Source organism: Streptomyces sp. NPDC005728, assembly GCF_040630895.1.
In the GTDB taxonomy this organism is placed as follows: domain Bacteria; phylum Actinomycetota; class Actinomycetes; order Streptomycetales; family Streptomycetaceae; genus Streptomyces.
In genome coordinates this window covers 38,982-65,762 of record NZ_JBEXYL010000054.1, presented here as the reverse complement: position 1 = coordinate 65,762, position 26,781 = coordinate 38,982, and the positions used below count along the sequence as shown (strand labels likewise).

Annotated in this window: 25 protein-coding genes and 1 pseudogene; 14 read left to right on the top strand and 12 right to left on the bottom strand. The window is 72.3% G+C overall.

The features are described from left to right. Positions 1 to 92: multicopper oxidase domain-containing protein (locus tag ABZ471_RS30195; RefSeq protein ID WP_359070086.1), on the top strand; the 92-nt coding region annotated here is incomplete at its 5' end. Positions 93 to 121: 29 nt separating this feature from the next. Here ABZ471_RS30195 and ABZ471_RS30190 read toward each other — a convergent pair. Beyond that, on the bottom strand, positions 122 to 2,365 hold the full coding sequence (locus ABZ471_RS30190) for a glycoside hydrolase family 9 protein (RefSeq protein WP_359070766.1): 2,244 nt from the start codon (positions 2,363 to 2,365) through the stop codon (positions 122 to 124). Between the two features lie 152 nt (positions 2,366 to 2,517). Then, positions 2,518 to 5,610, bottom strand: a complete 3,093-nt coding sequence (locus tag ABZ471_RS30185; RefSeq protein ID WP_359070764.1) for a glycoside hydrolase family 2 TIM barrel-domain containing protein — start codon at positions 5,608 to 5,610, stop codon at positions 2,518 to 2,520. Positions 5,611 to 5,875: 265 nt separating this feature from the next. Between ABZ471_RS30185 and ABZ471_RS30180 the strand changes: the two genes are divergently transcribed. Further along, entirely contained in the window at positions 5,876 to 8,257 is a 2,382-nt protein-coding gene (locus ABZ471_RS30180; protein WP_359070762.1) for a SpoIIE family protein phosphatase, read from the top strand. Here ABZ471_RS30180 and ABZ471_RS30175 read toward each other — a convergent pair. Beyond that, on the bottom strand, positions 8,251 to 8,799 hold the full coding sequence (locus ABZ471_RS30175; RefSeq protein ID WP_359070760.1) for a sigma-70 family RNA polymerase sigma factor: 549 nt from the start codon (positions 8,797 to 8,799) through the stop codon (positions 8,251 to 8,253). The two genes, ABZ471_RS30180 and ABZ471_RS30175, sit on opposite strands and share 7 nt — an antisense overlap. Positions 8,800 to 8,846: 47 nt before the next feature. On the opposite strand from ABZ471_RS30175, the gene ABZ471_RS30170 reads away from it, so the two are divergent. Beyond that, positions 8,847 to 10,235 (top strand): serine/threonine-protein kinase, encoded by a 1,389-nt coding sequence (locus ABZ471_RS30170; protein WP_359070759.1) that lies wholly within the window; start codon positions 8,847 to 8,849, stop codon positions 10,233 to 10,235. A gap of 53 nt (positions 10,236 to 10,288) precedes the next feature. Here ABZ471_RS30170 and ABZ471_RS30165 read toward each other — a convergent pair whose 3' ends face one another. Further along, complete coding sequence (locus ABZ471_RS30165) at positions 10,289 to 10,876, bottom strand: TetR/AcrR family transcriptional regulator (RefSeq protein ID WP_359070758.1); 588 nt, start codon at positions 10,874 to 10,876, stop codon at positions 10,289 to 10,291. Positions 10,877 to 11,001: 125 nt separating this feature from the next. Between ABZ471_RS30165 and ABZ471_RS30160 the strand changes: the two are divergent. From ABZ471_RS30160 to ABZ471_RS30135, 6 genes and pseudogenes are all read left to right on the top strand, one after another. Next, a pseudogene (locus ABZ471_RS30160) lies at positions 11,002 to 11,136 on the top strand (zinc-binding dehydrogenase); the annotation flags it as partial. Positions 11,137 to 11,182: 46 nt separating this feature from the next. After that, entirely contained in the window at positions 11,183 to 11,362 is a 180-nt protein-coding gene (locus ABZ471_RS30155; RefSeq protein ID WP_359070774.1) for a hypothetical protein, read from the top strand. Positions 11,363 to 11,553: 191 nt separating this feature from the next. Next, on the top strand, positions 11,554 to 12,255 hold the full coding sequence (locus tag ABZ471_RS30150) for a DUF4232 domain-containing protein (protein ID WP_359070757.1): 702 nt from the start codon (positions 11,554 to 11,556) through the stop codon (positions 12,253 to 12,255). Positions 12,256 to 12,463: 208 nt separating this feature from the next. Beyond that, a complete protein-coding gene (locus ABZ471_RS30145; protein ID WP_359070755.1) occupies positions 12,464 to 13,702 on the top strand; it encodes a hypothetical protein in 1,239 nt (412 codons plus the stop codon). A 61-nt stretch (positions 13,703 to 13,763) separates the two neighbouring features. Then, a complete protein-coding gene (locus ABZ471_RS30140) occupies positions 13,764 to 15,017 on the top strand; it encodes an SLC13 family permease (protein WP_359070771.1) in 1,254 nt (417 codons plus the stop codon). A 31-nt stretch (positions 15,018 to 15,048) separates the two neighbouring features. Continuing rightward, complete coding sequence (locus tag ABZ471_RS30135; protein ID WP_359070754.1) at positions 15,049 to 15,540, top strand: universal stress protein; 492 nt, start codon at positions 15,049 to 15,051, stop codon at positions 15,538 to 15,540. Between the two features lie 13 nt (positions 15,541 to 15,553). Here ABZ471_RS30135 and ABZ471_RS30130 read toward each other — a convergent pair whose 3' ends face one another. Together ABZ471_RS30130 and ABZ471_RS30125 are read right to left on the bottom strand one after the other, a co-directional pair. Next, complete coding sequence (locus ABZ471_RS30130; RefSeq protein WP_359070752.1) at positions 15,554 to 17,413, bottom strand: RICIN domain-containing protein; 1,860 nt, start codon at positions 17,411 to 17,413, stop codon at positions 15,554 to 15,556. Between the two features lie 276 nt (positions 17,414 to 17,689). Further along, positions 17,690 to 18,580, bottom strand: coding sequence for a helix-turn-helix domain-containing protein (locus ABZ471_RS30125; protein ID WP_359070751.1), 891 nt, complete (start codon positions 18,578 to 18,580; stop codon positions 17,690 to 17,692). Positions 18,581 to 18,654: 74 nt separating this feature from the next. On the opposite strand from ABZ471_RS30125, the gene ABZ471_RS30120 reads away from it, so the two are divergent. Beyond that, positions 18,655 to 19,464: a phytanoyl-CoA dioxygenase family protein gene (locus tag ABZ471_RS30120; protein ID WP_359070749.1), complete on the top strand. Its 810-nt coding sequence runs from the start codon at positions 18,655 to 18,657 to the stop codon at positions 19,462 to 19,464. A gap of 4 nt (positions 19,465 to 19,468) precedes the next feature. On the opposite strand, the gene ABZ471_RS30115 is transcribed toward ABZ471_RS30120, so the two are convergent. Beyond that, positions 19,469 to 20,437 carry an aldo/keto reductase gene (locus tag ABZ471_RS30115; RefSeq protein ID WP_359070748.1) on the bottom strand — a complete coding sequence of 323 codons (969 nt, stop codon included), beginning with the start codon at positions 20,435 to 20,437 and terminating at the stop codon, positions 19,469 to 19,471. Positions 20,438 to 20,674: 237 nt separating this feature from the next. On the opposite strand from ABZ471_RS30115, the gene ABZ471_RS30110 reads away from it, so the two are divergent. Continuing rightward, the gene (locus ABZ471_RS30110; RefSeq protein ID WP_359070769.1) at positions 20,675 to 21,439 is read left to right on the top strand and encodes an endo alpha-1,4 polygalactosaminidase; all 765 of its coding nucleotides are present in this window, start codon (positions 20,675 to 20,677) and stop codon (positions 21,437 to 21,439) included. A 23-nt stretch (positions 21,440 to 21,462) separates the two neighbouring features. Here ABZ471_RS30110 and ABZ471_RS30105 read toward each other — a convergent pair whose 3' ends face one another. Then, the gene (locus tag ABZ471_RS30105; protein WP_359070747.1) at positions 21,463 to 21,996 is read right to left on the bottom strand and encodes a flavoprotein; all 534 of its coding nucleotides are present in this window, start codon (positions 21,994 to 21,996) and stop codon (positions 21,463 to 21,465) included. A gap of 9 nt (positions 21,997 to 22,005) precedes the next feature. Then, positions 22,006 to 22,464 (bottom strand): nuclear transport factor 2 family protein, encoded by a 459-nt coding sequence (locus ABZ471_RS30100; protein ID WP_359070746.1) that lies wholly within the window; start codon positions 22,462 to 22,464, stop codon positions 22,006 to 22,008. Between the two features lie 102 nt (positions 22,465 to 22,566). Between ABZ471_RS30100 and ABZ471_RS30095 the strand changes: the two genes are divergently transcribed. Beyond that, a complete protein-coding gene (locus ABZ471_RS30095; RefSeq protein ID WP_359070744.1) occupies positions 22,567 to 23,121 on the top strand; it encodes a TetR/AcrR family transcriptional regulator in 555 nt (184 codons plus the stop codon). Positions 23,122 to 23,128: 7 nt separating this feature from the next. Here ABZ471_RS30095 and ABZ471_RS30090 read toward each other — a convergent pair whose 3' ends face one another. Together ABZ471_RS30090 and ABZ471_RS30085 are read right to left on the bottom strand one after the other, a co-directional pair. Further along, positions 23,129 to 23,329 carry a ferredoxin gene (locus ABZ471_RS30090; RefSeq protein WP_359070743.1) on the bottom strand — a complete coding sequence of 67 codons (201 nt, stop codon included), beginning with the start codon at positions 23,327 to 23,329 and terminating at the stop codon, positions 23,129 to 23,131. Positions 23,330 to 23,341: 12 nt separating this feature from the next. Next, positions 23,342 to 24,568 carry a cytochrome P450 gene (locus ABZ471_RS30085; protein ID WP_359070742.1) on the bottom strand — a complete coding sequence of 409 codons (1,227 nt, stop codon included), beginning with the start codon at positions 24,566 to 24,568 and terminating at the stop codon, positions 23,342 to 23,344. Between the two features lie 296 nt (positions 24,569 to 24,864). Between ABZ471_RS30085 and ABZ471_RS30080 the strand changes: the two genes are divergently transcribed. After that, entirely contained in the window at positions 24,865 to 25,497 is a 633-nt protein-coding gene (locus tag ABZ471_RS30080) for a LysE family transporter (RefSeq protein ID WP_359070741.1), read from the top strand. Positions 25,498 to 25,506: 9 nt separating this feature from the next. Here the strand turns inward: ABZ471_RS30080 and ABZ471_RS30075 are convergent, their stop codons facing one another. Beyond that, positions 25,507 to 25,968: a nuclear transport factor 2 family protein gene (locus ABZ471_RS30075; protein WP_359070740.1), complete on the bottom strand. Its 462-nt coding sequence runs from the start codon at positions 25,966 to 25,968 to the stop codon at positions 25,507 to 25,509. A 212-nt stretch (positions 25,969 to 26,180) separates the two neighbouring features. On the opposite strand from ABZ471_RS30075, the gene ABZ471_RS30070 reads away from it, so the two are divergent. Then, on the top strand, positions 26,181 to 26,630 hold the full coding sequence (locus ABZ471_RS30070; RefSeq protein ID WP_359070739.1) for a nitroreductase family deazaflavin-dependent oxidoreductase: 450 nt from the start codon (positions 26,181 to 26,183) through the stop codon (positions 26,628 to 26,630). The last annotated feature ends 151 nt before the right edge of the window (positions 26,631 to 26,781 follow it).

The window sequence follows — 26,781 nt, the reverse complement described above, 5'->3', positions numbered from 1 at the left end:
ACGCCGACAACCCCGGCCTCTGGATGCTCCACTGCCACAACCAGTACCACTCCGAGAGCGGCATGATGACCATCCTCGGATACCGCAAGTGACCGCGTGATCCGGGGGAAACTCCCTCGCCCTAGCCCTGGTCCGCCACGAACGAGGCCATCCAGGCCAGCGCCGCGTTCCAGTTGACGGCCGTTTCGTCGGTCGACCAGGACTGGATGTCGTCGACGTAGCAGAACTGGCCCGTGCAGCCCTTGAGTCTGCTCTGTGCGTACGGGTCCTGGATGCTCGAGTTCGGGCCTCCGGCGAGGGTGCCCCGCGGCGGGTCCGGGAGGTTCGGGTCGAGTTCGCGGGCGTACCAGCGGCTGTGCTGCCGGTGGGAGGCGACCTCGCCGTATCCCGTCACGTACGAGATGTTCAGCGCGTTGCGGCCGAGGATGTAGTCCATGCTCCCCAGCGCGCCGTCCCGGTATCTCGCCGCACCGGTGAGGTCGTAGGCGGTGGCGATGACGTGCGCGTTGTTGAGGACCTGGGCGTTGGAACCCCAGTCGTAGAGGTTGCCGTCGGGTGCGTACGGCATGCCGTACGGCTGGGACGCCGCGGTGGCCAGGTAGCTGTCGGCGGCCCTGATCACCGACCGGCGCACCTCGTCCCGGCCCGGCAGCGCGTTCGGTACGGTGGCGAGGTCGAGTCGGCCGGCCGCCGCCGTGCGGCCCCAGTCGAAGCCGAGGGGGCCGAAGATGCCCGCGGTGTGGACGGGTGACGTCAGGACGTGGTGCGCGAACTCCTGTTCCCCGGTGGTGAGATACAGCTCCGCCGCCGCCCAGTAGAACTCGTCGGACGCGTTGTCGTCGGGGTAGGCGCCGCCGCCTGTGCCGTCGTTCGGGTCGGGGTACGTCTCCGGGTGCGCCAGGGCGGCCCGCCAGGCCGTGCGGGCAGCCGTGAGCGCCTTCGCCGCGAACGCCCGGTCGTAGGGCCGGTACAGGCGGGCCGCCTGCGCGGCCGTCGCCGCCAGGTTGAGGGTGGCCTGGGTGGTCGGGGCGTGCAGCTCCCGCGGCTGCGGGTCGTCGCTCGGCAGCAGGGGCAGTCCGGTCCACTGGGCGTCGTGCACCTTGCTGTGCGCCATCCCGGCGAGCGGCTGCCCCTCCGGGACCTGCATCTTCAGCAGGAACTCCAGCTCCCAGCGGGCCTCGTCGAGGACGTCCGGCACCTTGTTGCCGCTCTCGGGAAGGGCCAGGCTGCCGTCGCCGAGCCGCCCGGGCTGCCCGGTGCGGGCGTGCAGGGAGCGCTCGTAGGTGCTCAGCAGCTCCCACGTGGAGATGCCGCCGTTGACGATGTACTTGCCGTGATCGCCGGCGTCGTACCAGCCGCCCGTCACGTCCAGGGTGTAGGCGCACCGCCCCGCTTGGCAGGGGACCTGCGCGTCGCCCTGGTTGGGCGCGGCGTTCAGATGGCCTGCCGGCCTGCCGTAGCCCGGGCGGAGATCGTCGCGGATCGCGATGCCGCTGCGCTGGGTGTAGTAGTACTTCAGCGAGTCGAGGCGCAGTTGCTCGTAGGCGCCGGTCCCGATGGCGAACGGGCGGCTCGTCTCTCCGTCGGCGACCAGCGTGAAGTCCTTGCCGCGGCCGTGGAAGGCACCGAAGTCGATCGAGTGGACGTTCTGTCCGGAGGAGACGTCGGAGCCGCGGGGTACGGTCCAGCCGTGGGCGACCGTCCTGCCGTCGGCGTTCCTCAGCTGCCAGGGCAGCCGGGTGCCGGCGCCGGTGACGAGAGTGGCGTTCTTCGGCCCGGCGGGCAGGTAGGCCACCTGGTTGACGCGGACCCGGGGCCCGGTGTCGGGCTGGTACACCTCCGGCGGGACCCCGCCCAGCAGCGACACGTCGTCCAGGCAGAGCCGCCAGGCGTCCGCGGCACCGCCGGCCTGGAAGGCGACCTGCGCCTGGCTGCTGTCGACGGGTGAGGTGAAGGTGTACGCGTAGGAGTCACCGGAGGCGCTCAGCTGCGGGCTGACCTCGTACCAGGTGTCGTACGGCGCCGTCTGCAGCCCGACGATCGCCCGCACCACATGTCCTTCGGGCACACCGGAAGCCTTGAAGGAGAAGCGGTACGACTCCCCCTTCACCAGCGTGATGTCGTTCTGCCCGACGGCGGCGTCCCAGCGGTCGGCGGTGCCGCCCGGCACGTCGGCGCACAGCCGCCCGTCGGACAGGCCCGCGGTGACGTCGGGGGTGGTCCACCACGGCTCGGTGGTGGTGTCGAAGGTGCCGTTCCTGACCTGTTCGACCTCGTCGGCACCGGCCGGAGCGGCGGGCAGCGCGGTGAGGGCCGCCGCCAGCAGGGCGGTGAGGGACAGCAGGGCGGTTCTGCGTCGTTTCACGTCTGGGCTCCTCGGGGGAGGTGCGGGTGGCGCCCCGGTGGGAGCGCTCCCAGATGCGGACGCGCACCATGCTTGTTCCAGGTATGACAGTCCGTCAACGGTCCGGACGGGGAAGCCTGTCCACGGCCTCCCCGTCCGGACCCGACCGCGTCTCAGACGTCCAGCCGGCTGATGCGCACCGCTCCCCCGGCCTCGCCCGGGTAGGCGCTGGTGAGCATGAGGCGCACCCGCGAGCCGCGCACCGCGTCGAAGGTGATCACCGTCGGGCTGTCCGAGGCGGTGGCCCAGTCGACCTGCGCACCCGTCACCGGAACGTACCCGTGGCCGTCCCACACCGCCGCCTCGACGCCCGCGGGCCGTGCGTGCGTGGCGTCGACCGTGAAGGAGACCGTCACCCGGTCGACGCTCCGTGTGCGGCCGAAGTCGACCGACACCCAGTCCTTCGCCCGGGCCCCGTTGAAGGCGGGCAGCAGGGCCGTGGCCGACTTGGCGAAGGCGTTGGACCAGCCGGTGGCCGGGTCGCCGTCCAGCATCGCGGCGGGCAGGGTGTCCTCGCGACCGGAGTAGCCGGCGTCCGCGCGCGGGTAGTCGGGGGCCGCCGGGTGGTCGGGCCCGAACTGGGGTGCGACGGTGGTGGCGCTGCGGGCCGGCGTCGTGCGCACGCTCACCGTGCCCCTGCGCAGGCCGTCCGCCCGTGCCGTGACCTTGAGAGTGCCGGGCTCGCTGCCGGACCGGACGATGGCAAGGGCCTTGCCGTGGAAGGCGGTGCGCGTACTGGCCTGGTAGCGCTCGGCGCTCTCCTCGCGGCCGTTGTCGAGACCGGCCAGCGAGCCGCCGGTCACGTCGAAGGCGACCAGGTGCTCGGCGTCGGGCACGATCACACCGTGGGCGTCCACGACGTCGGCGGTCACGAAGAGCAGGGAACGGCCGTCGGCGGCGAGGGAGGCACGGTCGGCGGTCAGGCGCACGGCGCGCGGGACACCGGCGGTGCGCAGCACGTCGGTGGCGACCACCCTGCCGTCCCGCCGGGCCACCGCCTTCAACTCACCGGGCGCGTACGGCACTTTCCAGGTCAGGTGCAGTTTTCCCGCGCTGCCGTTGGGGCTGGTGTAACTGCCCGGGTAGGGGCCGTCGGTGAAGGTCTTGTCGTCACCGGTGGCCTCGGTGGTCTCCAGGTAGGTGCGGCCGTCGGTGGTCTTCTTGACGTCGAACTCCCTGACCCCCAGGGACTTTCCGTTGAGGAACAGCTCCACGGAGGACACGTTGGCGTACGCCCAGACCTCGACCGTCTCGCCCTCCTCGTGGTTCCAGGTCATCGGCAGCAGATGGACCATCGGCTCGGTCGTCCACTGGCTCTTGAACAGGTGGTACATGTCCTTGGGGAAGCCGGCCGTGTCGACCGCGCCGAAGAAGGACGCCTTCACCGGGAAGACGTCGTACGGGGTCGGCTCGCCGATGTAGTCGATGCCCGACCACAGGAACTGTCCCGCGAACCACCGCCGGTCCCGATCCTTCTTGTGCCCGTACTCGCCGCTCATCGTCCAGGAGGCGAGGTTGTTGTCGTAGGAGGAGGTGTCGCGTCTGCCGGGCGTGTGGTTCTCGCCGGTGTTCAGGTGTTCCGGCTCCTGGTACGCGCCCCGGGTCGAGGTCTCCGAGGAGGACTCGGACTCGAAGAGGAACAGGTGGGGGTACTTGGCGTGCAGGGCGTCGACCGACTTGGCCGTGTTGTAGTTCAGGCCCAGGCCGTCGAGCTTGGCGAGCATGCGGTCGGCCGCCGAGCCGGTCGCGGGCACACCGTGGTACTTGTTCGAGCCGATGACGACCGGACGGGTGGCGTCGGCCGCCTTGATCGCGGCGATGATCCGGTCGGCCATGGCGAGCCCGGCGGTCGAGGTGGAGTCGGGTATCTCGTTGCCGATGGACCACAGGACGACGGCGGGCGAGTTGCGCGCGGCCAGCACCATCTCCGCGGCGTCCCTCTCGCACCACTCGTCGAAGAAGCGGCCGTAGTCGTACCTGGTCTTGCCGGTCCTCCAGCAGTCGAAGGCCTCCACCATCAGCACGATGCCCAGTTCCTCGCAGACCTGGATCATCTGCGGCGAGGGCGGGTTGTGCGAGGTGCGGAGGGCGTTGACGCCCATCGACTTCATGATCGTCATCTGCCGGCGCACGGCGTCGACGCTGATCGCCGCGCCGAGGGCGCCCTGGTCGTGGTGCAGGTCGACACCCTTGAGCTTGGCGGGGGTGCCGTTGAGGGAAAAGCCCTCGTCCGGGCCGAAGCGACAGGTACGGATGCCGAAGGTGGTGCGGTAGGTGTCGACGGTCCTGCCGCCGACGCGCAGTTCGGTCTCCAGGGTGTACCGGTGGTCCGGGGTCGCGAAGTCCCACAACCTTGGCTCCGGGACGGTCAGTTCGTGGGTCGCGGTGGCCTGCTCGGAGACGGCGACCGTGGTGGACGTACGGGTGACCGTACGGCCGTCGGGGCCGGCGATCCGGGACCGGACCTCGACGTCAGCGCCGGTGCCGGAGGCGTCGAGCACGGTGGTCGCGACCCGTACGACGGCCCGCTCGGCATCGACCTCGGGTGTGGTGACGTACGTGCCCCAGCGGGCCACGTGCACGGGCCCGGTGATCACCAGGCGGGCCTCGCGGTAGATGCCACTGCCCGAGTACCAGCGACTGCTCGGCAGCTGGTTCCGGACCTTGACCGCGAGGACGTTCGGGGTGCTGCCGTCGGTGTGCACCAGGTCGATGAGGTCGAGGGCGAAGCCGGTGTAGCCGTAGGGGTGACGGCCGGCCTCGGTGCCGTTGCAGTAGACGTAGGAGTCCATGTAGACGCCGTCGAACTCCACCGAGATCCGCTTGCCGGCGCAGTCGGGCGGCAGGGTGAAGGCCAGCCGGTACCAGCCGAGGCCGCCCGGGAAGAAGCCGGTGCCGCTGGTGGTGCCGTGCTCCGTCGTGGGAGTCTGCTCGATGCTCCAGTCGTGGGGTGCGGCGACCTCGCGCCAGGCCGAGTCGTCGTACCCCGGCTCGGCGGCCTGTGCGTAGGCGCCGGTCGGGTCGGTGATGCCGCCCGGGTCGACCAGCGCGAAGCGCCAGCCGTCCCGCAGCGGGACGGTACGGCGTCCCGCGGCGCCGGACACCCCGGAGGCCGGCGCGGCCGCGGCGTCCGGGCCGCCCAGGAGCGCTCCGGCGGCGGGCGCCGCCGTGGCTGCGACCAGCACCGACCTGCGTGTGACCGTCATGGCGGCTCTCCCTCATCAGGACCCAGAATTACTCACAACTGATCGTGAACAAACAGATTCTGACGGTCCGCCACACAGAATCGTCAAGGGTGCGGAAGCGCGCACCTGCCCCATGGGGCACATCGGCCGGATTTCCCCCTTGACCGTGTTCGACCGACCGACCCGGTCGCCGGAGGTTGCGGTTCACGGACGTGCGGGACGCACTAGGCTGGAACGCAAGTGGTGCCACCTGTTCACTGTGAGTGTGCCCTTGGGAGCGGCGACGATGAGCCGGGTCTATCCGTTCGACGAAGCGGCGACGGCCCGGGCTGTCATCGACGACGACGGAACGCTGGTGGAGTGGAACGAGGGCGCGCGGCGCCTGCTCGGCCACCCGGCCGACGCCGTCGTGGGCCGCCCTGCGGCCCTTCTGCTGGCCGGCGACGGGACCCTCGCCGTACCTGTCGGCGCGCGCTGGGAGGGAACGGTCGGATTGCGCCACCGGGACGGCCGTACGGTCGACGTGTGGCTGCTCGCCCACCGCCGGCCGCCGGGCAACGGCCACGGCGGCGACTGGCTGGTGGTCACCCCGCTCACCGGCCGAGACGCGGCCGCTCCCGATGATCCGCTCGGCCGGGCGGGCCTGATCCAGTCGCCGTGCGCGGTGGCCGTGTACGACGACGCGCTGCGGCTGCGCCGGATGAACGACGCGATGGCCGAGGTGATCGGCCTGCCCGAGGAACGCGTTCGGGGCCTCAGGCTCTCCGAGATCGGCAGCAAGCCGGAGAGCGAGGAGCTGGAGCAGGGCCTGCTCCAGGTGCTCACCACCGGCCGGCCGCTGGACCTCCAGACGTACCTGCGCACCGGCGGCGAACAGCGGCCGCACGCCTGGCTGGCTCGGATGGCGCCGGTCACCGACGCCGAGGGCCGGGTGCAGGGCGTGTGCCTGGCGGCGCACGACGTCACCGACATCTACCGGGCCCGGCAGCGGCTGCAGCTCGTGAACGAGGCGAGCGTACGCATCGGCTCCACCCTGGACGTCACCCGTACGGCGCAGGAACTGGCCGACGTGTGCGTGCCCGCGCTGGCCGACTTCGTCACCATCGACCTGCTGGACCCGCAGGAGTACGGCGGCGAGCCCCCTGCCCGCCTCACCGCCCCACTGAACCTGCGCCGGGTCGCCCACCAGTCGGTCCTCAGGGGCATTCCGGAAGCGGTGGCCGAGCCCGGGCAGCTCGAGGTGTACCCGGCGTTCTCCCCGCAGGCCGACTCGCTGACCGCCGGCCGGACCATCCGGGCCACGGTGGCCACCGGTGACCTGACCGAGTGGCTGACCTGGAGCGCCGCACGCGGCGAGCGGGTGCGGGAGTTCGGCATCCACGCCTCGATGTCCGTGCCGATCCGGGCGCGCGGGCTGACCCTCGGCGTCGCGGTGCTCACCCGGCACCGGCGCAAGGACCCGTTCACCGACGACGACATGCTGCTCGCCGAGGAGATCACCGCCCGGGCCGCCGTCTGCATCGACAACGCCCGCCGCTACTCCCGCGAGCGCGAGACCGCCCTGGCGCTCCAGCGCAGCCTGCTGCCCCGCACGCTCCCGCATACGGCCGCCCTGGAGGCCCGCTCACGTTATCTGCCGGCGGCCCGGGCAGGGGTGGGCGGCGACTGGTTCGACGTGATCCCGCTGTCCGGCATGCGGGTCGCGATGGTGGTCGGGGACGTCGTCGGGCACGGTGTGCAGGCCTCGGCCACCATGGGCCGGCTGCGCACGGCCGTCCGCACCCTCGCCGACATCGACCTGGCCCCGGACGAACTGCTCACCCACCTGGACGACCTGGTGGTCCGGCTGTCGGAGGAGTCCGGCAGCGACGGCAGCCCCGGCGAGGTCGGCGCCACCTGCCTGTACGCCGTCTACGACCCCGTGTCGCGCTCCTGCACCCTGGCCCGCGCCGGGCATCCGCCGCCCGTGGTGCTGGAGCCCGGCGGTGAGCCCCACCAACTGGACCTGCCCGCCGGTCCGCCACTGGGCCACGGCGGTCTGCCCTTCGAGTCGGCCGAGGTGAGGCTGCCCGAAGGCACCGTCCTCGCCCTGTACACGGACGGCCTGATGCTGTCCCGGGAACGCGGCGGGGACGTCGGCCGGCAGCTGCTGTTCCAGGCGCTGGGGGTGTACACGGACTCCCTCGACGGGACCTGCGACCGCATCCTGCACGCCCTGCTGCCGCCCGCCGGCGCCGCCGACGACGTGGCGCTGCTGCTGGCCCGCACGCGAGGACTGCCCGCCTCCCAGGTGACGACCTGGGACATCCCCGCCGATCCGGCGCTGGTCGCGCCGATCCGCAAGCAGGTGGTGGAGCAGCTGGAGCGCTGGTCACTGAGCGAGATCGGGTTCACGGCGGAGCTGGTGGTGAGCGAGCTGGTCACCAACGCCATCCGGTACGGCTCCCACCCCATACGGCTGCGGCTGATCCAGGACGCGGCCACGCTGATCGTCGAGGTGTCCGACACCAGCCACACCGCCCCGCACCTCAGGCGCGCCAAGATCTTCGACGAGGGCGGCCGCGGGCTGCTGCTGGTCGCCCAGCTCACCCAGCGCTGGGGCAGCCGGCACACCACGGAGGGCAAGACGATCTGGGCGGAGCTGGGGCTGGTGGAGGAGGATCAGTAGCCCCGCAGCCAGGGCCGTACCTGTTTGCGGGCCTCGTGCAGGCGGGACTTGAGGGTGCCGAGGGGGACACCGATGCGCTCGGCGACCTCGGCGTACTCCAGCTGGCAGATGTCCCGGTAGACCAGGGGCGCGACCAGGTGCGGATGCTCGCGCTCCAGCCGGTCCAGGGCCTCCAGCAGATCGATCCGGGAGCCGGCGATGACGCTGGTGGTGCGCGGGTCGACGTGCTCGGCGGGCTCGAGGACCGCGGGCTGTTCGGCGGCCCGCCGCTTCAGCTCGCGGTACTTCATCCGGCAGCAGTTGGCGACCACCGTGTAGAGCCAGGTGCTGAAGCGGCTGCGGCCCTCGAAGCCGGAGATGTGCCGGGCCACCTGGAGCAGCACGTCCTGGGCGGCCTCCTCGGCGTCCTCCCGGCAGGGCAGAAAGCGTCCGCAGCGGCGCACGACCTCGGGCCACAGCTCGGCCAGCAGCCGGTCCAGGGCCGCTCGGTCGCCCGCCGCGGCACGCCGGGCGAGATCCTCGGCCGTCACGCCGTCCTGCACGTCAGGGTCCCCCTTGGAGTCGATCTCAGGGCAGGCATGATAGTCGTATGCACTCCCTGGAGCGGATCGGCCGCTACCGCCTCGAACGACGCCTGGGCTCCGGCGCCTTCGCCACCGTTTGGCTCGCACACGACGACGAGCTGGACGCCCCGGTGGCGGTGAAGGTTCTCGCCGAGAACTGGGCGCACCGGCTCGACGTCCGGGAGCGCTTCCTGTCCGAGGCGCGGCTGCTGCGCCGGGCCGGCTCCAGCCGGGTGGTGCAGGTCTACGACATCGGTGAACTGCCGGACGGCAGGCCGTACTTCGTGATGGAGTACGCCGACGGCGGCACCCTCGCCGACCTGCTGGCGGCCGGCCCGCTGCCGGTGCCCCAGGCGCTCACGCTGACCTCGTTGGCCGCGCGGAGCGCCGCCGCCCTGCACGAGGCGGGCATCGTGCACCGCGACATCAAGCCCACCAACGTGCTGCTGCACACCGCCCCCGACGGCGCGCGGCGCCTGCTCCTGGCCGACCTGGGGCTGGCCAAGAGCCTCGCGCAGGCCTCGGTGCTCACGCTCGCGGCGGGCTCGGCGGGCTACCAGCCACCGGAGCAGGCCGAGCCCGGTGCGGGCATCGACGCCCGGGCCGACGTCTACAGCCTGGGCGCGGTGGGCTACGAGCTGGTCACCGGGACCGTGCCGGGGCCCCCGGGGAAGGTCGTACCGCCCGGGCGGCTGCGGCCGGACCTCGACGAGGACGTGCAGCGGGCGCTGCTGCGCGCCCTGGAGCCGGACCGGGAACGGCGCTGGCCGGGGGCGCTGGCGTTCGCGGACGAGCTGGACCGGCTGGCGGCGGCCTCCGGCGCGCGGGCGGCCAAGCGGCTCGACGCCGTCCGGGGCCGGCTCGGCACCGGGACGCTGGTGGTGGCCGCGGTGCTCGCCGCCGCGGCCGCGGCCGTCACCGTGACACTGGTGCTCCAGCGGACCGGCACCGCCGACCGGACGGTGGTGAAGGACTCCACCGGCCGGGTCGCCGTCCAGGTGCCGGCCGGCTGGGCCCTGCAGCTGCGCGACTCCGGCTGGGACCCGCACACGCTCGGGCTGACGGCCGGAAACGAACCGGGCCTGGCCGTCGCCGGCGACCTGACGCGCTGGTCCGATCTGACGGCCACGGTCGACGGCGTGTTCGTCGGGGTCAGCGAGCACGGCGACGTCACCGCCCGGGTGAACGCCCTCGCCCACTCCGGCTGCCGCTACGCGGGCAGCCGCACCTTCACGAGCGCCCAGTGGCACGGCCGGATCCGGGCCTGGAACGCCTGCCCGGACGGCGGCTCGGTGACCGAGTCCGCGCTCGGCCCGGCGGACGGCTCCGCTCAGCCACAGGTGTACGTGCAGGTCCGCGAGCAGGGTGCCGCGGACGCGACCGACGGCATACTCCGCTCGCTCCGGGTGACCTGACAGAGCGGACGGCAACGAGCCGTCGACCGGACCCTGCGACGGCCGCTAGGCGCTCAGCCCGCCGGTCCGACGAGTCTGAGCAGGTGGGACTCCAGGTAGTCCAGAAGCTCGTCGCGCGCGTCGGGCTCGTCGGTGGGCCAGTTGACGACGGCCTCTTCGGCGAAGGCGGTCCAGGCCCGGGCGGTCAGTGCGAGTCTGGGCGGGTCGGGGCGACCGGTGTGACGGTGGAATTCCAGTACGCGCCCGGCCAGAACCTGGCGGGTCTCGTCGACGACCCGCTGGACGGCCGGGTCGCCGGCCGAGGCGCCCCGCACCAGCGTCAGGTACAGCTGCCGGTGTTCCCGTACGTAGTCCACGAAGCCGCTGGTCATCGCGTGCAGGGAGGCCCGTGCATCGGCTCCGGGCGGCGGGGTGGTCCGGTCGAGCAGTTCGGTGCATGCCGCGCGCACCACCGCCTGGTGGTAGTCGCGTTTGGAGGCGAAGTAGTGGAAGAGCAGTCCCCGGGAGATCCCGGCGCGGCGGGCGACCTCGTCGGTGGACAGTGCGTCCAGAGGCTGCTCCGCCAGTAGCTCCAGCCCGATCTTCACCAGCTGCTGTCGGCGCTCCTCGGGGGCGAGGCGACGGGGGCGGGCGGAGGACATGCGGGTCAGTTTATGGGCAGGCAGCGCGCCGGACGGCGGCGGTCGGCCGGACTTGTTTGACAGTGCTCAGTAAGGCGTCCAGACCTGCATACGGCACTATTGAGCAATGCTTAACAAGGCGGGTCATGGCAACCATGCGCGCCGCGCGCTTCGACGCAGCCACTGGTGAACTCTCGGTACAGGATGTGCCGGTGCCGCTACCGGCACCCGGTGAGGCTCTGGTGAAGGTCGCGGCCTGCGGGATCTGCCATTCGGATCTGAGCCTGCTGCACGGCCTGGCGACGTCCCGGCTGCCGGTGATCACTGGTGGGTCATCTGGGCTACCGGAAGGCCCACCTGCAGGAACTCGTCCGTCTGGTGGCCCTGGGGCGTCTCGACATCTCCCGTTCCGTCAGTGCCGTTCTGCCGCTGGAGGAGATCGCCGAAGGCATCCGGCGACTGGAGAGCAAGGAAGGCAACCCGGTCCGCATCGTGATCACGCCCTGAGCGCCGTTTTCCCGGCCCGGTGAAACCGGTCGGCCGTCCGGGCGGGAGAGATCACCGTCAAGGCGGGGAAGAGAACCCGGAGAGTTCCGAACTTTTCCGGCGGCCCGCGCATCGGAGTGTGATGGCGGCGCACCCGGCGCCGAAGGCACGCCTCCGTCGCGTGCCGTGAAGATCCAGGAGTGTCGATCCCCATGGCCTACTCATCCCGGTCCCGGTCCCGGCAGCGCGGAGCCCTGCTCGCCGGCGCGGTCGCCGTCCTGGGCCTCCTGACCGCCTGCGGCAGCCAGGACGGCCACTCCACACCCGAGAAGGTGTCGGGCACAGCCGGTCCGGCGACCGAGGGCACGGGCGGCTCGGCCGCAAGCTCCGACTCCGACTCCGCCTCCGGCGCCTCGACACCGGGTGGCGGAACGTCGTCCTCCGCCCCGCAGGCGGCCACGCCGTCGGGCACCGCCACCAAGACCGGCAGCAGCAGCGCCCGGTGCCACACCTCCGAGCTGAGCGCTTCCGTGGGCCGCAACAACCCGGGCGCCGGTCAGGAGAACTTCCCCGTCGTGCTCACCAACAAGTCCGCCCGGACCTGCACCCTGCGCGGCTTTCCGGGCGCTGCCTTCGTGAACGCCTCCGGCACCCAGCTCGGCCCGGACCCCAAGCGTTCGTCGGGCTCGCCGGTGACGGTCACGCTCCGGTCCGGGCAGAGCGCCTGGGCGGGTCTGACGTTCTCCAACCCGGAGATCAGCGGCGCGAAGACGGCCACGCCGGCCGCGCTGCTGGTCACCCCGCCGGACGAGCGGGACTCGCTGAAGGTGGCGTGGACGGCCGGAGCGGTCCCCGTGTCCGGGAACTCCTCCTCCGTCTTCCTGACCGTCTTCGGCTCCGGAACCGGCGCCTGACCGGACGACACCTCCCACCAGATCCCCCGTCAGAACCCCGCTGTCCGCTCCCGGGCAGCGGGGTTCGTCATGAGCGCGCCACAAGTGTCACAGGACGGCAACACGTCCCGGCCGCCGCGATCTTTCCGCAGGGTCCCCTCATCGAACCCCTCGACCGCACAGCGAGAAGGCTCCGCAGGGAGCCGTGACGAGGAAATCGGGGAACAAGATGAGCGGCATCTCACGCAGGCGTGTGCTGACGGCGGGGGCGGCTGCAGGCGCCCTCGGGGCCCTGTCCGCCTGCTCCTCCGGCGGCGGGCTGTCCGTCGACGGCAAGGATCCGGCGTACGGCAAGGGCACCACGCAGGCCCGGGTGAAGCCCATCGGCGACGGCTCCACCGCCGACACCGGCACGCAGCCTCACCAGCCGAAGCCGACCCGGCTGACGCCGGGCCAGAAGCCCCCGCAGTTCGTGGTGTTCTCCTGGGACGGCGCCGGCGAGCTGAGCAACAGTCTGTTCTCCCGGTTCCGCAAGGTCGCGGCCGACCACGGCGCGAAGATGACCTTCTTCCTGAGCGGTATATACACCCTGCCGGAGTCCAAGAAGAGCCTGTACCGCCCGCCGCAGCACGCGGTCGGCGCGTCGGACATCGGCTACCTCGCCGACCGGCACATCCACGCCACGATTCAGCAGGTGCGGGCGGCCTGGCTGGAGGGCCACGAGATCGGCACCCACTTCAACGGGCACTTCTGCGGCGCGACCGGCGTGCGCAACTGGTCCTCCGCCGAGTGGCGCAGCGAGATCGAGCAGGCCGTCGACTTCGTCACCAAGTGGAAGACGAACACCGGTTTCACCGACCTCGACCCGCTGCCGTTCGACTACCGCAAGGAACTGATCGGCGGCCGCACCCCCTGTCTGGAGGGCCAGGCCAATCTGCTGCCCACCGCGGCCGCGCTCGGCTGGAAGTACGACGCCAGTTCTCCCGGCGGGCTGCAGATCTGGCCGGGCAAGGTGCAGGGCGGCCGGATCTGGGACTTCCCGTTGCAGTCGATACCCTTCGCCGGCCACTCCTTCCAGGTGCTGTCGATGGACTACAACATGATGTTCAACCAGTCCGGCGGAAACCCCCTCGGCGACCGCACCCAGTTCGACGCCTGGCGCGCACAGGCCCGGGACACCTACCTGAACGGATTCCGGCGCGCGTACGAGAGCAACCGCGCCCCCTTCTTCATCGGCAACCACTTCGAACGCTGGAACGGCGGCATCTACATGGACGCCGTCGAGGAGGCGATCGGCCGCATGGCGGAGTACGACGACGTGCGGTTCGTGTCCTTCAAGCAGCTCGTGGCCTGGCTGGAGGCGCAGGACCCGGCGGTGCTGCGCAAGTTGCGCACCCTGGTGCCGGGCCAGGCTCCCGTGGGCGGCTGGGAGGAGCTCCTGGGCGCGGCGGGCACCCCTTCCTCGTAATCCGTACAGGGTCGTTTGTTTTCATGGGCGGGCACCACCTGATCGATCCGGAGGACCCGCCCTGGACACCCCGCTCGCCGAGGCCCTCTCGGCTGTTCTGCTCGTCGCCGTGCTCGCCTGGGCCGTCGTACGGCCCTTCGGGTGGCCGGAGGCGGCGCTGGCCGTCCCGGCCGCGGGGATCGCCGTCGCCACGGGGGCGATCTCGCTCGACCACGCCCGCGCCGAGGCGGAACGGCTCGGGCCGGTGGTGGGGTTCCTTGCCGCGGTGCTGGTACTCGCCCACTTCTGCGCCGTGGAGGGGCTGTTCCAGGCGTGCGGGGCGTGGATGGCACGCTGGGCGGAGGGCCGTCCCGTGCGACTGCTGGCCGCGGTGTTCGCGCTCGCGTCGGCGATCACGGCCGTGCTCAGCCTGGACGCCACGATCGTGCTTCTCACCCCGGTCGTCTTCGCGACCGCCACGCGGACGGGCGTACGGCCGAAACCGCACGTGTACGCCTGCACGCATCTGTCGAACACGGCGTCGCTGCTGCTGCCCGTGTCCAATCTGACGAACCTTCTCGCCTTCGCGGCGAGCGGGCTGACCTTCACCCGGTTCGCGGCGCTGATGGCACTGCCCTGGCTGGTGGCCATCGGCGCCGAATACCTGGTGTTCCGGCGGTTCTTCGCCCGTGACCTCACGGCGGCTGCCCTGGTGGGCGGGGACACCGGTGAGGTGCCGCGGCTGCCGCTGTTCGCGCTGGTGACCGTGGGCGCCACGCTGGCGGGGTTCGTGGTGGCGTCGGCGTTCGGGGTGGATCCGGCGTGGGTGGCCGCGGCGGGCGCGCTGGTGCTGGCGGGGCGGGCGCTGGTGGACCGGAAGGCGACTCCCCTCACGGTCGTGCGCGCGGCGTCCCCGGCGTTCCTGGCGTTCGTGCTGGCGCTGGGCATCGTGGTGCGCGCGGTCGTCGACAACGGGCTCGCGGACGCGCTCGGGTACGTCCTGCCCGGCGGCACGGGGCTGCCCGCGCTGCTCGGGACCGCCGCGCTGGCCGCCGTCCTCGCGAACCTGATCAACAACCTGCCCGCGGTGCTGGTGCTGCTGCCGCTCGCCGCTCCCGAGGGTTCCGGCGCGGTGCTCGCGGTGCTGCTCGGGGTGAACATCGGCCCGAACCTGACCTACGCCGGGTCGCTGGCCACCCTGCTGTGGCGGCGGATCGTGCAGCAGCACGAGCACGACGTGGACCTCGGGGAGTTCACCCGGCTCGGGCTGATCGCCGTGCCCTCGGCGCTGGGCGTGTCGGTGGTGGCACTGTGGGGGTCCCTGCAGTTGCTCTGATGGGTTCCGTGAGCCGAGGGAGGCCGGCCTGATGCGTGTGATCGCCTGGCTCGTCGAGGGCACCTGGCCCGCCTGCGTGGACGCCGTACGCACCCACGCACCGCCCACCTGCGAGGTGGTGCTGCTGCACGTGACCGGCCCGGACGTGCCGGGGGTGGCGCACGGCGCGTACGCGGGGCTGCTCGGCCGCGGCCATCCCGAACACGACCCGGGCGGCCGGCTGGAGGCGCTCGGCGGGAGGTCGGCGGCGGAACTCCTCGCCGCGGCGGCCGAGCGGCTGGGGCGGCCGTGTACCCGTCAGGAGCGGACGGGGCGCGTCGAACGGGAGGTGGTGGCCGCCGCCGACGGGGCCGACCTGCTGGTGCTGGCCCGGGACGGCGACCGTTCCCGGCTCGGGCCGCGCAGCCTGGGCCCGGCCGTCCGGTTCGCCGTCGACCACGCGCCCTGCCCGGTGCTGCTGGTGTGGCCCGAACCGGCCCCGGACCTCGGGACGATCCCTCCCCCGCCGCCGCGCCACCGCTGAGCCCGTGGGCCGCTCAGTGGTGGTGCCCCCCGCTGCCGCCGCCGTAGCCACCGCCGCCGTGTCCGCCGCCCCAGGTGCAGTAGGACGGGTAGACCGAGCACCAGTCGGGGGTGGCGGAACGCGTCGGCGCGGGGCTGGACCCGGAAGCCGTCGGCGTGGGGCTCGGCGAGGGGGTCCTGGCGGCCTTGGGGGTGGTCTTCGCCGACGGGGACGGCACGGGCGACGGGGCGTTGTCGGCGCCCCAGTTGACGTTCTCCATCTCCAGGTCGGGCTTGGCCGTGTCGATGGCCCAGCGCTGGGCGGAGGTCGCGGCGCGGTTCTTGAGGACGAGCGCGCCGGAGCCGTCGGTCGCGGCGGGCGTCAGTGCCAGGTCCTGGTCCGAGCGGGGGACCAGGGCGCCCTGCAGGGTGAAGTCGTAGCGGATGTCCTTGGCGGCCCTGCCGGTGGCCGAGCAGGGGGCGAGCCGGACCGAGTAGCCGAGGTGGGAGTCCAGGCACAGCTCCGGGGCGGAGGCGTTGCGCAGCAGTCCGTCGGTCTCGTACGACCACTGCTGGCTCGCTGCCGAGGAGCAGGCGACGAGTTCGGTCTCGGCGCCCTGGACGGCCTTCTTGCCGACGACGCCCACGCACAGGCCGGAGGCGAGGCTGTGCAGCCGGCCGCGCAGCGCGCCCTGGGCCGTTCCGCTCGCACCGGCCCAGGACGGACCCGGTGTCGCGGAGTCCTTGCCCGGCGTCCGCGAGGGTGAGCTGCCGGGGGCCGGGGCCGCGTCGTCGCCCGAACCGAGCACCGACCACAGGACCAGCGGGAGGACGACCAGGCCGCTGACCGTGACGACGGCCAGGGCGAGGTTGCGGCGGCGGGCACGACGGGCGGCCCGGTGCGCGGAACGGCGGGACGGGCGGGGCGCGCCGGAGACTGCCGGGGCTGCCGACGGCATGGGGGGCATGGCGGGTGCCGGAGCCGGTGCCGCGGGGATGAAGGCCTCGCCGCCGGAGGGGGCGGCAGGGACCGGCGCCGGGTCCGGGTCCAAGGCCCCTTCGCTGCGGGCCGCCCGGGACTCCACGTAGGCGTGGGCGCCCCAGCCGAGGACCGCCTCGGCCAGCGCGAGGCCCAGCCCGGCGTTGAACCGGGCGAGCTGGTCGGCGGTCTGCCGGCAGTGCCGGCAGCCCTCCAGGTGCCGCTGCAGATCCGGGTCGACAGCGGTCCCGCCGCGCCGGAAGGTGACGTCCAGCATGCGCTGATAGCGCCGGCACTCGGTCTCGGGGGCGAGTTCGCGGTGGGCCTGCAGACATTCCTCGCGCAGCCGTTCGCGGGCGCGGCGGAGTTCGGACCGGGCCTCCTCCTCGTCCAGGCCCAGCAGCGCGGCGGGGACGCCGAGGGGTTCGGACTCGACCTCGGTGTGCCACAGCACGGCGCGGGCGGACTGGGGCAGCCGCTGGAACGCGCGGGACAGCAGCCGCCGTCCGGCGGGCGGGAGCAGCCGGGCGGCCGCGCGCTCCCCGCTGCCGGTGCCCGGCCGCAGCTCGGGGTGGAGCAGTTCCTGGCGACCGTCGCCGTCCCACTCGGCCGCGATCCGGCGGACGGTGACCAGCAGATGGGGCCGCCAGGCGGCGGACGGGCCCGCCTGTCTGAGGGACTCGCCGAACAGCCGGGTGAACGTGGCGGTGGTGAGCATGCCGGCGGCACGCGGTCCGTCGGTGCACAACCGGGCGTAGGCGAAGGCCGCTTCCCAGTGCCGGTCCAGGAGTTCCCCGACCGGATGGAGCGCGGGTGTCGTTCCCGTCCACTTCTTCAGTTCGGCGCTGAGCTGCTCGTCCGAGGCGTCGAACCGGCGGGCGGTGGGGGCGGAATCCGACGAGCCTGCGTCATTCACGGCTGCATTCCTCCGGGCGCGACACGGGAATTAGTCCATACCAAAGGGTATGGACGGGATTCGGCGCCCCGAACGTCCGCCTGGGCAGCTCTTTTGAAGCGTGGGGGGCGTACGGGAGCGGCCTGGCGTATGCAGCGGAAAATGTAATTGACTGCACGCCGACAGCGCACACTTTTGCACAACCCGGCACCCCCGAACAAGAGATCTCACACTTCTCGACATTCCGTGCGGCAGGCTGCTCTTTGACACTTCGTCAATGACAGCCTTTGCGGTCGATTACAGCCGTTCACCCGACCGATAGGCGCCCGGAGGTACTCCGTAACGCGCACGGAAGACCCGGCTGAAGTGGAAGGGGCTCGGGAATCCGGACGCCGCCGCCACCCGCTCCACGGTCAGGTCGGTGACCTCCAGCAGCCGGGCCGCGTGCCGCAGCCGGGCCTCGCGCAGGGCGCGCATGGGCGGCCTGCCGGTCCGCTGCGTGAACAGGTGGGCGAACCGGGACGGGGAGAGGGCGACGCTCCCGGCGAGCGAGCGGACGGTGTGCGGGGCGCCCGGGTCGGCGGCGATCAGTTCCTCGGCGTGGCGTACCCGGGCGTCGACGCCGGGCCCGGGTGCCGGCGGGCGGGCACCGGAGGCGGCAAGCAGCACGACCTCCTCCAGCGCACACAGGGCCAGTTCGCACGCCAGGCTGCCGTGGGCCACCGCCACCGGATCCGCTCCGGGCAGGATGCCCTGCGCGGGCCGGCGGGCGTCGGCAAGCATCCGGTCGAACGCGGCCCCGATACGGCCGTGCAAGATCCCGGGCACGGGTGCGACGACGTACAGGCCGTCGGCGACGGCGTACGGGCCGAGCCAGGGCGCCCAGGACGGCCGGGCCTGGCAGTGCGCCCACCAGAACCGCCAGTGCGGGGCACCGGGCGCCACGGCATAGCGGTGGGCGACACCCGGGGCGAGCACCACCAGGTGCCCGGGGAGCGCGTCGGTGCGGGCGCCGCCCTGCCGGACCAGGCCGCGCCCGCCCGTGGTGAAGGTGAACAGCCAGCTGTCCGACCCCCGCGGCCGGTCGACCCCGTACCCCGGTCCCTGGTCGTAGCGGCCGGTCACCACCAGGCCGGGCGGCGGGGACGGGTCGCCGGCAGCGGTCCCGGGCAGTCCGTCAGCATGCATGGGCATCCTCCCCGGGCGCACGTCGGCCTAGCGTGGCGGGCCAGCGGCGCAGCGAGGAGACGAGGAGCGGACCCATGACAGCCACGGACACCGGCGCCATCCTGCCCGAGGCGCTGCGGCGGCAGTTCGAGGAGGCGGGTTTCACCGTCGTACGCGGTCTGTTCGGGTACGACGAGATCGAGCGGCTGCGCGACGGGTTCGCGGCACTGCACGCGGCCGGGCCGGTTCCCGGGCACTTCGAGCCGCGGCCCGAGGACCCCGACCCGCTGCTCCGGTATCCCCGGGTGATGCAGCCGCACGAGATCAGCGCGCCGGCCCGGCGGTTCTTGCTGGACGCCCGGCTGCGGTCGGTGCTGGAGGTGCTGCTGGCCGAGGAGGTGCTGGCCGCGCAGAGCATGTACTACTTCAAGCCACCGGGCGCCCGGGGCCAGGCGCTGCACCAGGACAACTTCTATCTGCGGGTCGAGCCGGGCACCTGTGTGGCCGCGTGGGTCGCCTGTGATGTCATCGACCGGGACAACGGCGGCCTCGAAGTCGTCCCGGGCACGCACCGGATGGACCTGTTCTGTCCCGAAGCGGCCGACGAGGAACTGTCGTTCGCCCGTGAGTACGTCCCGCCGCCGCCCGGCCTGACCCAGGTGCCCGTGGACCTGGCGCCGGGCGACGTGCTGTTCTTCAACGGCAGTCTGGTGCACGGCTCGGGGCCCAACCGCAGCGCCGACCGTTTCCGGCGCTCCTTCATCGGCCATTACGCGGGCCGTTCGGCCGAGCGCATCGGCGGCTACTACCGGACCATGACCATGTCCGGCGAGCGCGTTCCGTTGCCGGAGAGCGAGGATGGCGGCCCGTGCGGCACCGAGTTCGCGCCGCACGGACCGCACTGAGCCGTCAGTGGCCGCTGACCGCGCGCGGGGTGTAGGGCTCCTCCAACTGCTCGATCTCCTTGTCGCTCAGCTCCAGTTCGACAGCGGCCACCGCGTCCTCGATGTGCTGCGGCTTGGCCGCGCCGACGATCGGAGCGGCCACCGTGTCCTGGTGCAGCAGCCAGGCGAGGGCGACCTGCGCGCGCGGGACGCCGCGCTCGGTGGCGATGCGGGTGACGGCCTCCACGATGGAACGGTCGCCCTCCAGGTAGAGGCGGCTGCCGAAGTTGTCGCCCGCGCTGCGCTCGGTGACGGTGCCCCAGTCGCGGGTGAGCCGGCCGCGGGCCAGCGGGCTCCAGGGCAGCACGCCGACGCCCTGGTCCGCGCAGAGCGGCAACATCTCCCGCTCCTCCTCGCGGTAGAGCAGGTTGTAGTGGTTCTGCATGGACACGAACTTGGTCCAGCCGTGCCGCTCGGCCGTGTACTGGGCTTTGGAGAACTCCCAGGCGTACATCGAACTCGCCCCGATGTAGCGCACCTTGCCCGCCTTGACCAGGTCGTGCAGCGCCTCCATCGTCTCCTCGACCGGTGTGGCGTGGTCGTAGCGGTGGATCTGGTAGAGGTCCACGTAGTCGGTGCCGAGGCGGCGCAGGCTGTGGTCGATCTCGGACATGATCGCCTTGCGGGAGAGGCCGCCGCCGTTGGGGCCCGGCCGCGACCGGCCGTGCACCTTGGTGGCCAGCACGATCTCGTCGCGGTTCGCGAAGTCGCGCAGGGCCTTGCCGACGATCTCCTCGCTGGTGCCGTCGGAGTAGACGTTGGCGGTGTCGAAGAAGTTGATGCCCGCCTCCAGCGCCTGCCGGATCAGCGGCCGGGACGCCTCCTCGTCGAGGGTCCACTCGTGGACACCGCGGTCGGGCAGCCCGTAGGTCATGCAGCCCAGACAGATCCGCGACACGTCCAGGCCCGTCGAACCGAGCTTCATGTACTGCATCGTTGCTGCTCCTGCCTTCAGGGGCGATGGTCACTCAGGAGCGTACGTGGTGCGCCGGGGCCGATTTGACTGCCGCCGCGCGCGAACGATTGGATCCCGACAGGTGCCGCGCCGCCCGGCGGGGCCGTACCTGCGACTGATGGAGCGGACTTGCCCACCAAGGGTGTTTCCCGCGTCGGAGGTCGGGGGGCGACCGTCGGCGCGACGCTGCTCGCCCTGGCCCTCGCGGTGACCACGCTGGTCGGCTGCGACTCCGGCGGCACGCACGAGGGGTCGTCCCCGAAGCCCGCCGCACTGCGCCTGCCGCCGCGTCACGCCGGCTTCGACTACCAGATCGGCGGGGCCTATCCCCCGCCCGCCGGGGTCAGGATCGTCAGCCGCGACCGGTCCGACCCGCCTGCGCCGGGCCTGTACAACATCTGCTACGTCAACGCCTTCCAGGCCCAGCCGCAGGAGCGCTCCTCCTGGCCCGCCGACCTGCTGCTGCGCGACGAGAGCGGCAAGGTCGTCATCGACGAGGACTGGAACGAGCCGCTGCTCGACCTGCGCACCCCGGCCAGACGGGAGCGCGTGGCGGAGCGTGTGAACCAGTGGATCGACGGCTGCGCGGAGAAGGGCTTCGACGCCGTGGAGCCCGACAACTACGACAGCTACACCCGCTCCGACGACCTGCTCACGGCGTCCGACGCCACCGCGTTCATGCGTCTGCTCTCCCGGCACGCCCACGCCCGCCACCTGGCCATCGGGCAGAAGAACACCGCCGAACTGGCCGGGCAGCGCAGGCAGACCGGGCTGGACTTCGCGGTCGCCGAGGAGTGCGGGCAGTACGACGAGTGCGAGGTGTACGCCAAGGCGTTCGACGACCGGGTGGTGGACATCGAGTACACCGACGGCGGCCTGCGCAAGGCCCTCGCCCGCTGGGGCGACCGGCTGAGCATCGTCCGCCGCGACGTGAACGTCTCTACACCGGGCAAGGCGGAGTACGTCCGCAAGGCGCGCTGACGGCTCGGGGCACCGGCCCGCCGTCAGCGCCGCTCCAGCAGGTCCAGCGCGCTCTCCCAGGGGAACCCGGGGCGCCCGCCGTCCTCCCCCGGCATGCCGGAGTACGGCTCGCCGAAGCGGACGCCCATCCCGCGCAGCCTGATCAGGCTGTCCTGGTAGGCGGGATGGGCGGCCAGCGCGTCCGCCACGCAGGGCAGGACGGCGACCGGCACACCCAGCCCCACGGCCTCGCACAGGGTGCCGACGGCGAGGGTGTCGGCGAGGCCCGCCGCCCACTTGTTGACGGTGTTGAAGGTGGCGGGGGCCACCACCACGGCGTCCGGCGGCGGGAAGGGACGGGGGTCGGCCGGGGAGCGCCAGGCCGACCGCAGGGGACGGCCGGTCTGCGCCGCTACGGCGGCGGTGTCGAAGAAGCCGCCCATGGCGAGCGGCGTGGCGATGACCCCGACCTCCCAGCCCCGTTCCTGTGCGGTGGTGATCAGCTGGCCGACGTCCGCGGCGATCCCCGCTGCGCAGACGACGACGTAGAGGAAGGGCTTCTCGGCCGGTGGGGTCATCCGGGCACCCTACTGAAGCGGGAAGGTGAACCCTTGTTCGGCCTCGGGCCGCGATCCGTGGATGCGCCGCTCCGCCTCCTCGATGCGCACGTCGTTGATGCTCGCCTCCCGCCGGGCCATCAGACCGTGTGCGTCGAACTCCCAGAGCTCGTTGCCGTACGAGCGCCACCACTGCCCGTCGGCGTCCTGGCACTCGTACTGGAAGCGGACGGCGATGCGGTTGCCGTCGAAGGCCCACAGGTCCTTGCGCAGCGCGTAGTCGCGCTCGCGCTGCCACTTGGCGGTGAGGAACGCGACGATCTCGGCGCGTCCGGTGACGAAGGTGTCGCGGTTGCGCCAGACCGAGTCCTCCGTGTAGGCGAGCGCCACCCGGTGCGGGTCGCGGGTGTTCCAGGCGTCCTCGGCGGCCTGGACCTTCTGCGCGGCACTCTCGCGGGTGAAGGGCGGCAGGGGCGGGCGGTCGGTCATGGGGTGGCTCCTCGGCTCGGACAGTCTCGGAGAACGACCGTTCTCCGGTGGGCTGCTACGATAGGAGAACGTTCGTTCTCTCGTCAAGGAGTGGGGTCGCCGATGGACAGTGAGGTCGCCCGGGAGCAGGCGCTCGACGCCGCGGAGGGGTTGTTCTACGCCCGCGGCATCCAGTCCGTGGGCATGGACGCGCTGCGCGGCGCCTCGGGTGTGTCGCTCAAGCGGCTCTACCAGCTGTTCCCGGCCAAGGAACAGCTCGTGGAGGCGTATCTGGCACGGCGGGACGCGCGCTGGCGCGGGCGGCTCGCCGAGCACGTGGCAGGGCAGCCGGACCCGCAGGAGCGGATCCCGGCCGTGTTCGACTGGCTGGAGGAGTGGTTCGGCGAGGACGGCTTCCGCGGGTGCGCGTGGATCAACGCGTACGGCGAGCTGGGCGCCACGTCGGACCGGGTGGCGGAGCAGGTACGCACGCACAAGGAGGCGTTCCGGAGCTACCTCGCCACCCTCGTGGCCGATGCGGGACTGCCCGCCGCGCTGACCGGTCCGCTGTTCCTGCTGGCCGAGGGGGCCATGGTCACGGCAGGTGTGACGGGGAGCGCCCAGCCGGCGGCCGAGGCCCGCGCCGCCGCGCGGGTGCTGGTGTCGGCCGCCGGCTGAGCCTGCCTCAGCCGGCCGTCTCCTTCACGTTGATCGCGCTCACCGGGCAGGCCCGGGCCGCCTCCCTGACCATGGGGTCGCCCGCGCCGTCCTCGCGGCCGGGGACCAGCATGCTGTAGCCGTCGTCGTCCTGGGTGAACACGCTCGGAGCGGCCAGTGCGCACTGGCCCGCGCCGATGCAGACGTCCTTGTCGATATCGATGTGCATGGGTCGAGCCTCTTACCAGGTCACGGGGAGTTCCAGCATCCCCTGGATCGTGTCGCCGGGTTTGAACGGAATCTCCTCGGCGGGCGCGGCGAGCCGGAGGCCGGGCAGCCGCCGCAGCAGGGTGCCGAGGGCGATCTCCAGTTCCGCGCGCGCCAGGTTCTGCCCCAGGCACTGGTGGATGCCGAAGCCGAACGCCACGTGGTGGCGGACGGGGCGGTGGAAGTCCAGGGCGTCGGGCTCGTCGTACAGGGAACTGTCGCGGTTGATGACCGAGGTCGCGAAGAGGACACCGTCGCCGGCCCGGATCGTGGTCCCGTCGATCTCGATGTCCTCCAGGGCCATGCGCAGCAGCCCGTCCGCGATGGACAGCATCCGCATCAGCTCCTCGACGGCGTCGGGCAGCAGCGCCGGGTCGGCGCGCAACTCGGCCAGCCGTTCGGGGTGCTGGAGCAGCGTGTAGGTGCCGAGGGAGATCATGTTGGCGGTCGTCTCGTGGCCGGCGACCAGCAGGATGACGGCCAGCGCGACCAGGTCGGCCCGGTCCGGTGTGCCCTCGCGCAGCCGACGCCGGACGAGGTCGTCCAGGACGCCGTCTCCGGAGTCGGGCTGCTCGCCCTTGCGGTCGATCAGGTCGCCGAGGTACGCGTCCAGGCGCTCGCGGGCGTCCTGACCGTCGGCGGCCGATCCGCGCAGCAGCCTGCGGGACTGCTCCTCGAAGAACTCGTGGTCGGCGTACGGCACCCCGAGCAGATGGCAGATCACCATGGACGGCACCGGCAGGGCGAAGGCGGAGACCAGTTCGGCCGGCGGGCCCTTCTCGATCATCGCGTCCAGCAGTCCGTCGACGATCCGCTGGATCCTGGGCCGCAGCTCGGCCGTGCGTTTGACGGTGAACGACGGGATCATCATCCGCCGCTGCGTGTGGTGCTCGGGGTCGTCAACGCCGAGGAGCGCGATCCGGCGGGCCCGGACGTCCGCGAAGCGGGCCACGGTCACGGGGAAGCCGGCGCGGGTGCGGTCGGTGGACAGGCGCGGGTCGGCGAGCAGCGCGCGGGCGGTGGCATGACCTGTGACCATCCAGATCTCGCGGCCGTCGAAGAGGGTTCCGCGGGACAGGCCTCGCCCGTCGCGCAGCGGGTCGTATCCGGTGGGTGGGTGGTAGGGGCAGGTGCGGTCCTGGGGGAAGGCGACGGGTTCGGCCGGGGTCGCCGGGCCGGTGATGTCCGTCAGTTCCGTCATGGAAAGACCTCGCAGACGAATGTAGTGCGTCGTGCCGATCTTCATTAGATGCTTGAGGCACCTATGGGGCGACGACAAGTTCGGCCAGATCGGCGATCGGCGCGATCTGGCCGAAATGCTTGGTCAGCGGGGCGGGAACGCGCCGAAATTCGCTTGCCGCCGCAGAGGGGGCGGCCCGAGGATCTGCCCATGTTGTTGCTTACGGACACCATTGTGCCTCCCACCACCGCAGCCGTCCTTCCGGTGCGGGGCCGGCAGCAGCCCGACCGTCGTCGAAGGCCCGGCCCCACACGCCCGTGACGGCCGCGCTCCTCGCGGGCCTGCTCGCGGGGTACGGCATCGCCGTGCCGGTCGGCGCGGTCGGGACCTATCTGGTCTCCCTCACCGCCCGTACCTCGCTGCGCACCGGCGCCTGCGCCGCACTCGGTGTGGCCACGGCCGACGGCCTCTACGCGCTGCTCGCCGCGGCGGGCGGCTCCGCCCTGGCGGCGGCACTGCGGCCGGTCCTCACTCCGCTGCGCTGGGCGTCGGCCCTGGTCCTCGCCGTCCTCGCGGTGCAGTGCGCGGTCCTCGCCCTGCGCCAGTACCGCGCCCACCGGCTCGCCACCCGCCCCGAGCGGCCGGTTCCCGGCGCGGCACGCGCGTATTTCGGCCTTCTCGGGATCACCCTCCTGAACCCCGTGACGGTGATCTACTTCGCCGCGCTGGTGCTCGGGACCAGCACCGCGGACGCCGTACGACCGCTGGAGCGGGTGGTGTTCGTGCTGGCGGCCTTCGCCGCCTCCGCGAGCTGGCAGCTACTGCTGGCCGGCGGCGGCGCCCTGCTCGGCCGCGCCCTCACCGGCCTGCGGGGGCGACTGGTGACCGCACTGCTCTCCAGCGGGGTGATGCTGGTGCTGGCGGTACGGATGACTGTGTCAGCGGGGTGAGAGCGGCGGTCAGGGCACGCGGGAGCCCCAGGCCCTGTCCGGCGCGAAGGCACGGGCGACCGCGAGGCTGTCCTCGTAGACGTGGTGGCGCACGACCAGGCCGTCCCGGACGGTGAGGTGCAGGGCGAACCGGGCGGCGTAGCAGCGGCCGGTCGGTTCGGCCGTCTGCCGGATGACGCCGAGGACGACCGCGTCGTCGCCGTCGACCAGGATGTGCTCGATCCGCGTGTCCGCCTTCTCCGCGATGTGGTGCGCGGCCAGCTCCCGGTAGTGGGCGACGGCGTCGGCGCGGGTGGAGCGGTGCCGGATCCACGGCGTGTCGGCGCGGCCGTGCTCGCCCTCCGGCCAGCTCAGCTTCCAGTCGCCGTGTTCCGCGTACAGCTCGGCGATCCGCTCGGGATCGCCCTGGGCGATCCTGCGCAGCAGTTCCTCCACGACGGAGCGGGTCGGGGTGGTGCAGCCGACGGACATGAGCGGTCCTGCCCCCTTTCTCGGCCGGATGCGGCACGGTGCGTGGTGATCACCACGGGGACCACTGTGCCCGAGGCACCCGGGGCGGCACGATGACCCGCGAGGTAATCACCCGCCCGGGCGAAAGGGCGCGCGGTACGGATGATTCGCACGGCCACGGACGTTGTAGCCGGTCGCACGTCAGCCGTTGAATCGTGAAGGAGACGGATCCCATGCCACTTGAGGGCGAGTACGAGCCCAGCCCGACGCAGTGGGTGCGCGAGCAGGTCGAGCTGTACGAGAGTTCCGGCGGGACGCAGGGGACGACGTTGATGGACACCGGGCTGCCGGTCATCATCCTGACCACGCGCGGGGCCAGGAGCGGGAAGATCCGCAAGACGCCGCTGATGCGGGTGGAGCACGGGGGGACGTACGTCGCGGTCGCCTCCCTCGGTGGCGCGCCCAAGCATCCCGTCTGGTACTTCAACGTGAAGTCCGATCCGCAGGTGGAACTGCAGGACGGTCCGGTCAAACGGGAGCTGAGGGCCCGTGAGGTCACCGGGGCGGAGAAGGACGAGTGGTGGGAGCGGGCGGTGGCCGCCTTCCCGCCGTACGCCGACTACCAGAAGAAGACCTCCCGGGTGATCCCGCTCTTCGTCCTGGAGCCCTTCGAGGGGAGCTGATTCAGGCCGAGAAGCGCCTCGATTTAGAAATATCTGTGTCTCGGACGCATGAACCGCCTTCCGGGCGGGCACTCGTGCGTCAGGCCCCGCCGCGTTCCCCCGTCGCGGCGGGGCCCTTCTGTGTGTCGCCCACCGGACGGCTGCTGCGGCC

Bases quoted from the DNA above. Each gene is read 5' to 3' on its own strand.
- ABZ471_RS30145 (WP_359070755.1), top strand. From the start codon at position 12,464: ATGAGCGGCATCTCACGCAGGCGTGTGCTGACGGCGGGGGCGGCTGCA.
- ABZ471_RS30170 (WP_359070759.1), top strand. From the start codon at position 8,847: ATGCACTCCCTGGAGCGGATCGGCCGCTACCGCCTCGAACGACGCCTG.
- ABZ471_RS30180 (WP_359070762.1), top strand. From the start codon at position 5,876: ATGAGCCGGGTCTATCCGTTCGACGAAGCGGCGACGGCCCGGGCTGTC.
- ABZ471_RS30085 (WP_359070742.1), bottom strand. From the start codon at position 24,568: ATGACGGAACTGACGGACATCACCGGCCCGGCGACCCCGGCCGAACCC.
- ABZ471_RS30165 (WP_359070758.1), bottom strand. From the start codon at position 10,876: ATGTCCTCCGCCCGCCCCCGTCGCCTCGCCCCCGAGGAGCGCCGACAG.
- ABZ471_RS30135 (WP_359070754.1), top strand. From the start codon at position 15,049: ATGCGTGTGATCGCCTGGCTCGTCGAGGGCACCTGGCCCGCCTGCGTG.
- ABZ471_RS30120 (WP_359070749.1), top strand. From the start codon at position 18,655: ATGACAGCCACGGACACCGGCGCCATCCTGCCCGAGGCGCTGCGGCGG.
- ABZ471_RS30185 (WP_359070764.1), bottom strand. From the start codon at position 5,610: ATGACGGTCACACGCAGGTCGGTGCTGGTCGCAGCCACGGCGGCGCCC.
- ABZ471_RS30100 (WP_359070746.1), bottom strand. From the start codon at position 22,464: ATGACCGACCGCCCGCCCCTGCCGCCCTTCACCCGCGAGAGTGCCGCG.
- ABZ471_RS30075 (WP_359070740.1), bottom strand. From the start codon at position 25,968: ATGTCCGTCGGCTGCACCACCCCGACCCGCTCCGTCGTGGAGGAACTG.
- ABZ471_RS30070 (WP_359070739.1), top strand. From the start codon at position 26,181: ATGCCACTTGAGGGCGAGTACGAGCCCAGCCCGACGCAGTGGGTGCGC.
- ABZ471_RS30150 (WP_359070757.1), top strand. From the start codon at position 11,554: ATGGCCTACTCATCCCGGTCCCGGTCCCGGCAGCGCGGAGCCCTGCTC.
- ABZ471_RS30095 (WP_359070744.1), top strand. From the start codon at position 22,567: ATGGACAGTGAGGTCGCCCGGGAGCAGGCGCTCGACGCCGCGGAGGGG.
- ABZ471_RS30115 (WP_359070748.1), bottom strand. From the start codon at position 20,437: ATGCAGTACATGAAGCTCGGTTCGACGGGCCTGGACGTGTCGCGGATC.
- ABZ471_RS30105 (WP_359070747.1), bottom strand. From the start codon at position 21,996: ATGACCCCACCGGCCGAGAAGCCCTTCCTCTACGTCGTCGTCTGCGCA.
- ABZ471_RS30125 (WP_359070751.1), bottom strand. From the start codon at position 18,580: ATGCATGCTGACGGACTGCCCGGGACCGCTGCCGGCGACCCGTCCCCG.
- ABZ471_RS30090 (WP_359070743.1), bottom strand. From the start codon at position 23,329: ATGCACATCGATATCGACAAGGACGTCTGCATCGGCGCGGGCCAGTGC.